At 41.4% G+C, this 13590-nt stretch carries 8 protein-coding genes; all 8 read left to right on the top strand.

Features of this window, described 5'->3' with window-relative positions; all coding sequences use genetic code 11:
* Positions 1-51 precede the first annotated feature (51 nt).
* The 8 genes from G4420_RS06750 (at position 52) to G4420_RS06785 (ending at position 13590) form a co-directional block, all read left to right on the top strand.
* Positions 52-1419, top strand: a complete 1368-nt coding sequence (locus G4420_RS06750) for a glycoside hydrolase family 27 protein (RefSeq protein ID WP_163322771.1) — start codon at positions 52-54, stop codon at positions 1417-1419.
* A 12-nt stretch (positions 1420-1431) separates the two neighbouring features.
* The gene (locus tag G4420_RS06755) at positions 1432-3807 is read left to right on the top strand and encodes a glycoside hydrolase family 127 protein (protein WP_163322772.1); all 2376 of its coding nucleotides are present in this window, start codon (positions 1432-1434) and stop codon (positions 3805-3807) included.
* Between the two features lie 194 nt (positions 3808-4001).
* Positions 4002-4412 carry a DoxX family protein gene (locus G4420_RS06760; protein WP_163322773.1) on the top strand — a complete coding sequence of 137 codons (411 nt, stop codon included), beginning with the start codon at positions 4002-4004 and terminating at the stop codon, positions 4410-4412.
* Between the two features lie 153 nt (positions 4413-4565).
* Positions 4566-5159 carry an RNA polymerase sigma-70 factor gene (locus tag G4420_RS06765; protein WP_163322774.1) on the top strand — a complete coding sequence of 198 codons (594 nt, stop codon included), beginning with the start codon at positions 4566-4568 and terminating at the stop codon, positions 5157-5159.
* A 75-nt stretch (positions 5160-5234) separates the two neighbouring features.
* Positions 5235-6209: a FecR family protein gene (locus tag G4420_RS06770; RefSeq protein WP_163322775.1), complete on the top strand. Its 975-nt coding sequence runs from the start codon at positions 5235-5237 to the stop codon at positions 6207-6209.
* A gap of 163 nt (positions 6210-6372) precedes the next feature.
* Positions 6373-9666, top strand: a complete 3294-nt coding sequence (locus G4420_RS06775) for a SusC/RagA family TonB-linked outer membrane protein (protein WP_204273611.1) — start codon at positions 6373-6375, stop codon at positions 9664-9666.
* Positions 9667-9684: 18 nt separating this feature from the next.
* Entirely contained in the window at positions 9685-11196 is a 1512-nt protein-coding gene (locus tag G4420_RS06780; RefSeq protein WP_163322776.1) for a RagB/SusD family nutrient uptake outer membrane protein, read from the top strand.
* A 156-nt stretch (positions 11197-11352) separates the two neighbouring features.
* Positions 11353-13590, top strand: a complete 2238-nt coding sequence (locus tag G4420_RS06785) for a cellulase family glycosylhydrolase (RefSeq protein WP_163322777.1) — start codon at positions 11353-11355, stop codon at positions 13588-13590.

Genomic DNA, 13590 nt, shown 5'->3' on the forward strand with positions numbered 1-13590 from the left:
TTTTGTTACCATGTGCTAAGCGTTTGTGTTGTAAATAAATTCAATAAAAATATGAAGAACTTTAAACTACTATTTGTCGCAATTCTTTTTGCACTTTTTGCATGTAATAATCAGAAACAAGCGGAGCCGTTTGCTAAAGGCGAGTTCAAAACCTGGGCTGAAACGCCACCAATGGGTTGGAACAGCTGGGACTGTTACGGACCAACCGTTGAGGAACACGAGGTAAAAGCCAATGCCGACTACATGGCCGAGAACATGAAAGATTATGGTTGGGAATACATTGTGGTTGATATCCGTTGGTTTGTTGAGAACGACAAAGCCGGTGGTTACAACCAAACCGATCCGCGTTATGTAATCGACGAATACGGACGTTACCAACCTGCCGTAAACCGTTTCCCTTCGGCTGCCTATGGAAAAGGATTTAAAGAGCTGGCCGAATATGTACACGGCAAAGGATTAAAATTTGGTATTCACATTATGCGCGGTATTCCGAAAGTGGCGGTTGAAAACAAATTACCGATTCTGGGAACCGATGGAATTACTGCAGATCAGATTTATTCAACTGAATTGCAGTGTCCCTGGTTACGGGATAATTACACCATTGTTGCTGATCAACCCGGTGCGCAGGAGTATTACAACTCAATTATGAATATGTATGCAGGCTGGGGAGTTGATTTTATCAAGATCGACGACTTGTCGCGTCCATACCACCAGGGAGAAATTGAACTGATCCGAAACGCCATCGATAATTGTGGCCGCCCGATCGTTTTAAGTACATCGCCCGGTGCAACCCCCATTACCGCTGCCGACCATGTAAAAGAACATGCCAACATGTGGCGTATGGTTGATGATGTTTGGGACACCTGGCATCATTTCGATAACCTGATTAAAGTTTGTGAACAATGGTATCCGCACATTGCACCCGGTACCTGGCCCGATTGTGATATGATTCCGCTGGGACGTATTTCAATTCGAGGCGAACGTGGGGAAGATCGTATGACACGTTTGACTTCGGATGAGCAATATTCGTTAATGTCATTATTTACAATTTTTAAATCGCCACTCATGTTTGGCGGCGATCTGCCAAGTAACGATGAATTCACCCTGTCGTTGTTAACCAACGAAGACGTGCTGAAAATGCACCGTGAAAGCATCGATGTAAAACAACTTTTCCAGGATGAAAGCAAGGTAGCCATAACATCAAAAAATCCAGATACCGGAGAAATCTACCTGGCACTTTTCAATATCTCGGATGGGGAAGAACCTTTAAATGTAGGTGTAGAACTTTCAGAACTGGGTATTGAAGGTGAATGTTCTGCAATAAATATGTGGACGGGAGAAGACCTTGGAACCTTCTCCGGATCCATCGATCAAAGCCTTTCGGCACACCAAAGTATCTTGTTAAAACTAAAACAGTAATTTATTATTAAAATGAAGTATACAGCATTATTCCTTTTGTTATTTTTTGCTCTGAATTCATGTGTAAAAGAAATAGATAACACACCCGCAAAGTATTTTGAGCTCAGCGATGTAAAATTGCTCGATAGCGAATTTAAAAACGCGCAGAAACAAGATATCGCCTATTTGATGGCCCTTGATCCTGATCGTTTACTGGCTCCGTTTTTGCGCGAAGCCGGGCTGGAAACCAAAGCCGAAAGTTATCCTAATTGGGAAAATACCGGGCTCGACGGACACATTGGCGGGCACTACCTAACCGGACTTGCATTAATGTACGCGTCAACCGGCGATAAAGAGATCAAGGAAAGACTGGACTATATGATCTCCGAACTAAAACGCTGTCAGGATGCCAACGGAAACGGTTATGTTGGTGGTGTTCCCGGTGGACAAACGGCATGGGATGAGATAAAAAGTGGCGAAATTCGTGCCGGAGGTTTCAGCCTGAATGGGAAATGGGTACCGCTTTATAACATTCATAAAACCTATGCGGGATTGCGTGATACATGGATTTATGCTGGAAACGAAACAGCCAAAACCATGCTGATCGACATGACCGACTGGATGCTGGATATGGTATCCGACTTAAACGATGAGCAGATACAAACCATGCTCGAAAGCGAACATGGCGGATTAAATGAAACTTTTGCCGATGTAGCCGAAATTACCGGCGACGAGAAATACCTCGAGCTGGCTAAAAAATTCTCACATCGTGAAATTCTCGATCCTTTAATCGAACATCACGATGAGTTGACTGGAAAACATGCCAATACACAAATACCAAAAGTTATCGGTTATCAGCGAATTGCCGAGTTGGGTGGCGATTCTGTCTGGTCGGATGCATCACTGTTCTTTTGGAATACGGTGGTAAACGGGCGCAGCATAGCCATTGGCGGAAACAGCGTCCGCGAACACTTTCATCCAAAAGATGATTTCTCCGAAATGATTTCATCGGTTGAAGGTCCGGAAACCTGCAATTCATATAACATGCTGAAGTTGACCAAAATGTTGTACCCTACTTTTGGCAACAACAGCAAGTTTATCGACTATTACGAAAAAACACTTTACAATCATATTTTAGCATCGATTAATCCGGACAACGGCGGGCTGGTTTATTTTACGCCTATGCGCCCCAACCACTACCGCGTGTATTCGCAGCCAGAAACCAGCTTTTGGTGTTGTGTGGGTTCCGGTATCGAAAACCCGGGAAAATATGGCGAGATGATTTATGCACATACCGATCAGTCGTTGTACGTAAACTTATTCATTCCATCGGTGCTCAACTGGGAAGAGAAAAGCACAGAAGTGGTTCTGGAAACCCAATTCCCTGATAATGATAAAGTTTATCTGACCATCAATCCAAACGAAAAAAACGAATTCGAATTGCACCTGCGTTACCCGTCGTGGGTTGAAAACGGAGCTCTGAACGTATTGGTGAACGGTAAAGAAGCAAAATTTCAGGTGTCGGAAAATGGTTATGCGGTGGTTAAGCGGGAATGGGAAAAAGGCGATAAAGTTGAGCTGGTTTTACCCATGAAAATTACGACAGAACAGTTGGAAGACGGCAGTAATAACTATGCTTTTAACTACGGACCTATTGTGCTGGCAGCTAAAACAGGCACCGAAGATTTGAAAGGATTATACGCCGATGCAAGTCGCATGGGACACGTTGCACATGGCAAGATGATTCCGCTAAAAGACCGACCCGTACTTGTGGCTTCTGCTGATAATTTGCCGTCGATGCTGGAAAAAGAAAGCGGAAATCAGCTGGCCTTTCAACTAAAGGGTTTATACCCGGAGCAATACCAGGACGGATTGGAGTTGTTGCCGTTTTACCGGATACACGAGTCGCGCTACAATATCTACTGGTCGCAGGCAAGCAAAGAAGAACTGAGCGATATGATTCGCGAAGTTGAGCAAGAAGAGCAAGCCCGAATTGCCCTTGAAGAAATTACAGTCGACAAGGTTGGATGCGGAGAGCAGCAGCCCGAATCAGATCACTTCGTAAAATTTGAAGGATCAAGAACCGGATATGCAAATGATTATCACTACCGTGAAACAAGACGGTTTTTTAGTTACAACCTGAAAAATCCGGATAAAACAGGTCGCTTTTTATACCTGAAATATTTTGACTCGCAATATCCGCGTACGGCTGAAATTCTTGTGAATAACAAATCTGCAGGTACGATAGAACTGAATGGAGGAGATGAAGATACGATTCTTGAAAAAGTGATCCCGTTACCTGACAGCGAGCTTGCAAAACAAGAGCTGATATTTAAAGTGCAGGCTTCGGATCAGTCCAGTATGCGGCTTATCGAAGTACGATTGCTAACGAAGAATGAAATTCCGTAATTGATTTTCGTATTAATCGTTGAGCCTATAAAAGGAATGTTGGGTTTTCGAAAAACGATTAGAATAAGTTGATTTATGTCAAGTTAAAAAGCCTGTTAACCATGTGGTTATCGGGCTTTTTATTTATAATTTCGAAAATTGCTGCCAACAATTTTAAAAGATGGCTGTTTGGTGTAAAACAAAATTTAGAAGTTATGAAGAAGTTATTTCAAACAAAATTAAACAATACCAGTGTTCATTTATCGTTGTTGCTGTTGCGTTTGGCAACAGGAGGTTTTATGCTTACTCACGGCTATCCAAAGCTGCAGCGTCTGTTATCGGGCGAAATGCAATTTGGCGATCCGCTTGGTTTAGGGCCTGAAGTCTCACTGGTACTGGCTGTGTTTGCCGAGTTTTTCTGTTCCATTCTTATTGTGCTTGGTTTAGGAACCCGCCTGGCCGTAATTCCTTCAATCGTAACCATGGCCGTAGCTGCTTTTATTGTTCATGGTGCCGATCCGTTTGGCCGCAAAGAAATGGCTTTGCTTTACCTGGTAGGCTATGTTGTGTTGCTGCTAACGGGTAGTGGAAAAATTTCGGTCGACCGTTTAATCAGCCGAAAGTAGAATCTACGATCACATATTATCAATTGGCTATCCATTGTTAAAGCGTGGGATTGACACTTAGTATATTTGTATTGCTTTCTCTTTATTTTATGTGTTTGTAGCAAGATAAAGTTTGAATTTCATAAGTTTATATTTATTTTGCTGAAAGAACTTATGGAGGACAGACAGAAATACCTACTGAAGAAGCTGAAGTCGGGTGACGAGGGAACCTATATATCACTTTTTAAAGAGTATTATGTTGGTTTGTGCGCTTACTCCAGAAGGTATGTGGGGAGAAAAGATATTGCAGAGGACATTGTCTCCGAGACCTTTTTTAAGATTTGGGAGAACCGGAATAAACTGGAAATAACCGGCTCGATAAAATCATACTTGTTTCAGGCGGTTGCGAATAATTCGCTCAATCATTTACGGAAACTGAAAAAGGAAGAAAAATTAGAAGATTATTTTTCGGGCACCGATAATGAAAATATTGGCTTTAAAGAAGTGGCGGAAAGGGTTACTGAAAATAGCCTGTTGATAAAGGAACTGAATTCAAGAATAGAAGAAGCTGTTAATCTTTTGCCACCTCAGCAACAAACAGCTTTTCGGCTAAAAAGATTTGAGGGTAAAAAGAACAAAGAAATAGCGGAAGAGATGGGATTGGCTGTAAAAACAGTTGAAATGCACCTCTCAAAAGCGGTAATTTCACTGCGGAAAAACTTACAGGATTATCTTCCTGCATTTCTTCTTTTTATGCTCTTGAAATAAATATTTCAAAAAATTTTATCTTCCATACAGGGTTTTTTGTCCTCAATGCATCATGGCAATAGAAACACAAAATTTATGTTGGAAGAAAACATACATAATCTGATTATTCGTCTCTTTAGTGGAGAGGCAACCACTAAAGAAAAAGCATCGGTGCGTCATTGGATAAATGAATCTGATGAAAATCGGGAAATGTATTCTGACTTGCAGGAAATCTGGTTAGCAACCGGAGATCACAACGAATATAACACCGAAAAAGCCATCCTTAAATTCAAGGATGAAATCCATCAAGAACAGAAAAAAAGCTATCGGATTGGCGAGATTTTAAAATACGCTGCCATTGCAGTGTTGCTACTTTCGCTACCATTTATTTACTACCTCGGCAAACAACAAAACCTTACCGAACCAACATTTACAACCATAACTTGTGCTTTGGGGGATAAGTCAACCGTTACACTGCCCGATGGATCGTTGGTTTATCTGAACTCTGGAAGCGAATTGCGCTTCAATAACGACTTTCACCAGGATTACCGCGAAGTGGAAATTGAAGGTGAAGCCTATTTTCAAGTAGAAAAGAACAAGGAAATTCCGTTCCGGGTTGAAGCCGGCGATATTACGGTGGAAGTGTTGGGCACTGAATTCAATTTGAAAGCATATCCCGAAGAAAATACCATATCAACCACTTTGGTTGAAGGAAGTGTACAGATCAAGAGTGCTTCGCAGCAGGCAATAATGAAGCCAAATCAGAAAATTGTTTTCGATAAGGAAAGCAACAAAATGACACTTCATAATTTAAAAGATGTTGATCCTGAAACCGAATGGAAAGAAGGAAGATTGGTGTTCAGAAATGAATCGCTGGGCGATTTGGAACTAAAGCTGGAGCGCTGGTTTGATGTTGATATCGTATTTAGCGACAATGAAGTAAAAGCCAGAAGGTTTACAGGAATTCTGGAAAGAGAAAGTATTCTGGAAGCATTGGCATATTTCAGTATTTCGGATAAGGTTGGATATAATATAAACAACAATGAAATAACTTTTTACACTAAGAACTAAAAGAGAGAGAATAGGAATGGTTTAAAAAAAAGAGGAAGTGTTCCCGCACCTCCCCTTAGTAAAAATTAAACCGAAGTTTAACTTTAAGACAATCAAATTTATGAATTTAAACCGAATTCTTTGGCCCTGCCATGGGCACAAAGTGAAAAACTATGTACGAATTATGAAATTAACGTGGTTTCTTGTTCTGGTTTTTACCTTACAAACCAATGCCAGCTTGTGGTCTCAAACCACAAAAATGGATGTTAATGTACAAAACACGACTCTTCTTGAGCTTTTTACACACATTGAAAAGAACAGCGAATACCGCTTCTTTTACAGTAATGATGAAGTTGATATAAATCAGCGGGTTACTTTGTATGCCAAAGACGAAGTGATTGGAGACATTCTTAAATCAGCCTTCGCCGAGTTGCCATATTCATTTAAGGAGCTGCAAAGCAATATGATATTGGTTGAGCTAAAAGATGAACCTGCAAAATCGGGTGCTCAGCAAAATGGTGTACGCGGATCGGTGAAAGATGAAGCCGGACTTCCTCTGCCCGGAGTAACAGTAATTGTAAAAGGAACTACAAACGGAACCGTTACCGACATCGACGGAAACTTTTCGCTTTCGGGTGTTGAACAAGGAACCGTTCTCCAGATTTCGTTTGTGGGGATGCGCACCGTTGAGCTTGAGGTAGGCGAAAAAACGGTTTTTGATGTTGTGATGACAGAAGAAAACATTGGTATTGATGAAGTTATTGCCATTGGCTATGGTTCACAATCGAAAAGAAATATTACCGGTGCTGTTCAGAATTTAAGTACCGACGAAATTGCAGACATCCCAACAGCGCAACTTTCACAAAAACTTCAGGGTAAACTGGCCGGTGTTCAGATTAATCAAACATCAGGAATTCCGGGACAGGGAATGTCAATCCGTATTCGTGGTCAGGCGTCTATCTCTGCAGGTAGCGATCCGCTCTACGTTGTTGATGGATTCCCTATTACCGGAGATATCTCGAACATTAACCCGGACGAAATTGAAAGTATTTCAGTTTTGAAAGATGCCTCTTCTACTGCACTTTACGGATCGAGAGCAGCCAACGGTGTAGTAATGATTACGACAAAACAGGCAAAATTTGGCGAGTCGAAAGTAAATGTAAGCGTTTACCAGGGACTTCAGCAAATTCCAGAATATTTGTTGCCCGATATGATGAATGCAAGAGAATTTGCCCGGTTCAAAAAGGAAATTCACGAAGAAAATGGTTGGGGAGTGCCAGAAATGTTTCAGAATCCGGATCAATATGGAGAAGGAACAGATTGGTTAGATGCCATTACCCGCACAGCATTAATTCAAAACTATTCTGTACAATACAGTGCCAGTAAAGATAAATTCAAATCATCGGTTGTTGGTGGATTCTTTAGCCAGGAAGGTGTTTTGTTAAACTCTAAATTTAAGCGCTTTTCACTGCGTGCGAACTCTGAATATCAGTTTAATGACAGAATTAAAGTTGGTGTAAACCTGTCGAATAATGTTACGCACAATAAAACACCTTCGAGTGATGGTGTTTGGTACGAAACAGGAGGTATTTTGCAGGGGGCATTGTTAACTTCTCCATTGGCACCATATAAAAACGAAGACGGATCTATTCCAATTAATGCCGGAGTATGGGGAAATGATTATGGCTCAATTGCGGGACCAAACTGGTACAACCAGGTACAGGTAGTAAAAAATACAGCTAAAAATATTGGTGTTTTGGCCAATGCTTTTGCCGAGTTCGAGCTGGCAAAAGGTTTAAAATACAAATCTTCAGTTGGTGTTGATCTTGGAAGTAATGTAGCTGATTCATTCCGACCTTCAACAGCCGGTGGAATTTTTGATCCGGGAAGCGCAACTGATTTCTCGCGTACTTCTGGTTCGCATTCCAATTCGTTTGGTTACTCGTGGTTATGGGAAAATATCCTGACCTATAAAAAGAGTTTCGAAGATCATAACTTTGATGTTTTGGCCGGTTATTCATCACAAAGTGCCCATGGCGAAAGTGGAGTGAGTTATGGTTCAAGCTATCCTGATAACAATATCCAAACTTTAAATGTTGCAAAAACAATTACAGGATCAACCGATATTCAGGATTGGTCATTGGTTTCTCTTATCAGTCGGGTAAACTACAACTATAAACAACGTTACCTCGTTTCGCTGGCTTATCGCCGCGATGGTTCATCGAAATTTGGTTCGGATAATCGTTGGGGAGATTTCCCTTCTGCATCTGTGGGTTGGATTGCTTCAGAAGAAGCATTTATGACTGTAGTGCCAGAAATGTCGTTTCTTAAATTAAGGGCGAGCTATGGTGTTACAGGTAACAATAATATTGGTAACTACACCCAGTACGCAAGTATGGTAGCTACCAACAGCCCGATGAATAATGTTCTTGTAAGTGGTAAAAGTTTGGCTGGTTTGAACAACACCGAATTGGGTTGGGAGAATACCTCAGAATTTGATATTGGTTTCGATTTGGGTTTCTTTAATAACCGTATTTACCTGATTTACGATTATTTCCACAGAACTACAGACAACCTGTTGTATACGGTTGATATTCCAATATCGTCAGGCTTTTTTAATTTTACAACCAACATTGGCGAGTTGGAGTTTTGGGGACATGAATTTACTTTAAATACCAAAAATCTAACCGGTGATTTTAAATGGAGTACTGATTTTAACATCTCATTTAACCGTAATAAGGCAGTGAAGTTAGGTACTTCAAATGCCGCAATCTACGGCGAAAATACAATCACCGAAGTCGGTCAGCCACTTGGACAGCTTTATGCGTTAAAATGGGAAGGTTTATACTATACTCAGGAAGAGATTGATGAAGTAGGCAGAGACGGTGCCCAGGTAGGAACAGTAAAATTTGCCGATAAAGACGGCGACGACTGGGTAAATAACGACGATCGTGATAAATTTGTACTTGGAAGTTCAACACCAAAAGCAACTTACGGTATTACCAACACCTTTAATTATAAAAATTTCGATCTTTCAATTGTTGGACAGGGAGCTTACGGTCATAAAATTTTCAACCATATCGAGCGCTTTTCTACAAACTTAGATGGGGCATTTAATGTACTTGAAGCAGTAGATCGCAGATGGCGTTCTCCGGAAGATCCGGGTGATGGCATTTACGGTAAAGTAATCTCAGGAACAACGTCTTACGAACGCGACTGGATGAGTTCAAAATTCTTATACGATGCGAGCTATTTTGCCATTAAGAATATCACCTTGGGATACCAGATTCCTTTTAGTAGAACAGGCATCATTAAAGGCTTACGTATTTACGGAAGTATTCAGCAAGCTTATGTATTCACCAAATATCCCGGTAATAACCCCGAGGTGTCAGCGGCCGGAGGTTTATTCTCTGGTAACGATAAAACCGCTTATCCGGTACCACGAACATTTACCTTGGGTCTTAACTTGAACTTATAATCCTAAATGATCAAAACAATGAAAAAATATAATTTAATATACTTGATAATTGCTGCCTTGCTTGGTGCAACTTCATGCAGCGATGACTTTTTAACGAACCTGCCGGAAACAGTTGTTTCGGCCGAGGATTTCTATAAGACCGAATCAGATTATGCACAAGCCATTATTGGCGTGTATCAGCCGGTGCGCTCACTTTATAACACCGGTTTGGCGGGTTACGGTGCCTGGACTATGGGCGAAATGCGATCGGATAATACCACATTTAGCTACAACGTATCAAACCGTGGTTACGCCGACAGAGAATTTGTTGATTTGTTTATTGATGATTCGAACGGCGGATCAACATCGAACAAATACAATAACGACTACATCATTATTGGAAGAGCTAACCAGATTTTGAGCCAGATTGACGACGCTGCTATCAGCGAAGCTTCGAAAAACAATTATAAAGGACAAGCTTTGTTTCTGAGAGCTTTTGCACATTTCGATTTGGTTCAGTATTTCGGCGATGTGCCGTTAATGACCGAGCCTGCAACAAGCTACGAGGAGACCTTGAAAAACAGAACGCCAAAAGCAGAGGTTTTAGATCAAATTATTGCTGATGCAACACTGGCTGCCGAGTTGTTACCCGGCCGCGATGCTCAAGCTCCTGGATATGTGGCTAATGGTGCTGCCTATACATTGTTGGGTAATGCTTACCTTGTTCTGGAAGATTGGGCAAATGCTGAAGCTGCTTTGAGAAATGTTACCGGTTATTCATTGTTATCGGATTATGCAGCAATCTTCGATCCAAATAATAAGAACAATGCCGAGATGATTTTCGAAGTTCAGTTTACCGATGATCCAACAGCCGGAGCAGCAAGTAACTGGGCGTATAACTTCTTGCCGATTTTAACCAATCCGGGTGTAATTCCTGGATTTCCCAGCGGAAGTACAAATAACTATGCAGGTTGGAACACTCCAACACCAGACCTGATTGCAGAATACGAAGAAGGTGATTTACGTCTCGACGCTTCAATCGGTTTTTACACCGGCGAAGGTTATGTTGATCGTCCTTACGTGAAAAAATATGTACACGGTGCGCAAATTGCACCAAATACAAATAACGACTGGCCGGTTTATCGTTACTCTGAGGTTCTGCTAATGTTAGCAGAGGCATTAAACGAACAAGGAGAAACCGGCGATGCGTTGACTTACCTGAATATGGTTCATGCACATCCAAGAACCGGATTGAGTGAGTTGTCAATAAGCAGCCAGTCGGAATTAAGAGAGGCGATTATGAAAGAAAGACAAATTGAGTTGGCTTTCGAGAATAAACGCTGGTTAGATTTAGTACGTTGGGGAATTGCTGTTGAGGTGATGAATGCCCAGGGAGCAAAAATCAAAGCAAATCCACAGGCTTATTATTATCCTGAAGGAGTTGCGCCAATCAACGAAGCTTATAACGTAACAAGTGATCGTTTACTCTTCCCGATTCCTGAAAGAGAATTACGTTTAAATCCGGATATGGTACAAAATCCGGGATATTAATTTGTAAGTCTAAAGTAGCGTAAGCAACCGGAGTATGAAAGTATACGATGGTTGCTTACTTTATTTTTTTGGATCATACCCTCCAAATTTTACCAGATAATTTCGGTAGTTTGTCAGTAAGTTTTGTGCAGCGTGTAATCTTTTAAAATGGATAAAATGAAGAAGTTAATACTAGGAATTTTTATCATAGTAGTTGGGCAGTTAATGGTTTTTAATCAGGCATGTTTTGCTCAGTTCACTTCCTCCGATTTTCTAAAAGCTGCAGGGCCGGTTATCCGCAATCAGTCGGGCGAAGGCGATGTTGTTGCTTTGCGCGGAACAAATTTCGGGTCGTGGCTAAGCATGGAACACTGGATCGGGCCATTGGGATATGGTTTGATCGACCGCTCGGAATGGACAATTTCGGCTTCTGCCAACGTTTCCAGCGACAACCTGAATTATATTATCGACGGAGATGAAACTACACGATGGAATTCAGTAACCAACCAAACTTCGGTGGTTGAGCAGTCGCTAACTTTCGATCTTAAGGAGAAAGTTGTTTTCGATAAAATTAGCCTGTTGGGTGGCGACAATGCAAATGAATCGCCATCGCAATACCGTATTGAGATTTCAACAAACGGAACAAGTTGGACTGAAATTACTTCGGGAAGTGGTTCTTCCAGTACGGTTGTTGATATTGAAATTGGTGCTGTTGAAGCGCAGTTCTTGAAAATCACGCTGGCGGCTAGCTCGCTTAACACCTGGACCATTTCGGAATTGTACCTCTTGATGAACGACGATTTCTCGGTAAGAAACGCGATGTACGACCGTTTTGGCGTGGCAAAAACTGATTCGATTTGGGATTACTACCAGGATTTGTGGATCACTACTGCGGATCTCGACAGTATAAAAGCGATGGGAATGAACATGGTGCGCGTGCCGTTTTACTGGATGGAAGTAATGAACAACGACGGTACCATTAAAGAAAATGCCTTTACCCAACTCGACTGGGTGGTTGAAGAATGTTCTCAAAGAGAAATATATGTGATGCTCGATTTGCACGGCGCACCCGGCGGACTGGATGGCTATATTACAAGTGGGCAGGCGGTAACTAACGAATTGTGGAGTAGTGTAGAATACCAACAAATGACCGTTGATTTGTGGAAAGCCGTAGCCTGGCATTTTAAAGGAGAACCTGCTGTTTGTGCCTACGATTTGATGAATGAACCGGTGAGTAACAATTCATCATTCTCAACCAGTACCATGTACGATAAAATTTATCAGGCAGTGCGTGAGATCGATCCCGATCATATTATTTCGGTTCAGGCATTTTATAATTTCGATATGATTAGTTCACCCGATCTTATAGGTTGGGAAAACATGCTTTACCAAGCGCATTATTACAATACTGATTTCTACAACTGGGATTCTCAAAACGGATTTATAAACTGGGCTTTGTCCGATCTTTCGTGGCACCAAATGCATTGGAATGTGCCGGTACTGGCAGGAGAGTATAACTTCTGGACGCATCTTGATCTTTGGAGCAAGTGGATGCGAGGACTTAATTCTTTCAGCGGATCGTGGTCGAACTGGTGTTATAAAAACAATACCAGCGAACGAAACTGGGGATTATATCTCGGGAACTTTAACCCGGCACCCGATTTGAATTTTGATACCGAAGAAGAGATAAAAGCAAAGTGGGATAAATTTACCACTCCCAATTTTATAAGAAATAATCAATTGATCGACACCATTGTAAACTTCACGCAAACCGCCTCTTACATCGGAATTGGAGATAACGTGTGGTTTGAAGCCTACAATGGTAGTTTCATCAGTTCTGAGAATGGAGCTTCGCCAATGACCTGCAATACTTTTACAGTTGGCGAAACTGAGGTTTTTACCATTGTTGATGCCGGCGATGGCAAAATTGCATTGCTCGGAAACAATGGAAAATATGTGAGTTCGAACAACGGTACCACCTCAATGACATGTACAAAAGATGAAATTGGCGAAACGGAAAAGTTTTACTGGATAAATCTTTCAAACGGCCAAATGGCTTTGTTAGGGAAAGGTGGTTTTGTGTCAATGGAGGGGGGAAGTAGTCCGATAAATGCCAACCGTAATGCCATCGACGGATGGGAAATATATTCGTGGGGAAAACAGGACATTCAAACATCGGTGATTGAATACAATCAATCGATCGAAATTTATCCCAATCCACTGGGAGCTGATCGTTTGCTGAATTATAACCTGAAAAACACCAACGATATTCCAATGCATATTTACAATGCGAAAGGGCAAAAAGTTTATACTGAAAATCTCTCCGGAAATGGAGTAATTAATCTGTCCTTTTTGTCTTCGGGCACGTATATAATTGGTCTTGGTTCAAAAAGAGAAAAACTAGTTGTTAGATAA

The organism is Draconibacterium mangrovi, from assembly GCF_010586825.1.
GTDB classification, from domain to species: domain Bacteria; phylum Bacteroidota; class Bacteroidia; order Bacteroidales; family Prolixibacteraceae; genus Draconibacterium; species Draconibacterium mangrovi.

What these genes read in the sequence shown, in the direction of transcription:
- G4420_RS06770 (WP_163322775.1), top strand. Translation starts at nt 5,235, where the DNA reads ATGTTGGAAGAAAACATACATAATCTGATTATTCGTCTCTTTAGTGGA.
- G4420_RS06765 (WP_163322774.1), top strand. Translation starts at nt 4,566, where the DNA reads ATGGAGGACAGACAGAAATACCTACTGAAGAAGCTGAAGTCGGGTGAC.
- G4420_RS06780 (WP_163322776.1), top strand. Translation starts at nt 9,685, where the DNA reads ATGAAAAAATATAATTTAATATACTTGATAATTGCTGCCTTGCTTGGT.
- G4420_RS06775 (WP_204273611.1), top strand. Translation starts at nt 6,373, where the DNA reads ATGAAATTAACGTGGTTTCTTGTTCTGGTTTTTACCTTACAAACCAAT.
- G4420_RS06785 (WP_163322777.1), top strand. Translation starts at nt 11,353, where the DNA reads ATGAAGAAGTTAATACTAGGAATTTTTATCATAGTAGTTGGGCAGTTA.
- G4420_RS06755 (WP_163322772.1), top strand. Translation starts at nt 1,432, where the DNA reads ATGAAGTATACAGCATTATTCCTTTTGTTATTTTTTGCTCTGAATTCA.
- G4420_RS06760 (WP_163322773.1), top strand. Translation starts at nt 4,002, where the DNA reads ATGAAGAAGTTATTTCAAACAAAATTAAACAATACCAGTGTTCATTTA.
- G4420_RS06750 (WP_163322771.1), top strand. Translation starts at nt 52, where the DNA reads ATGAAGAACTTTAAACTACTATTTGTCGCAATTCTTTTTGCACTTTTT.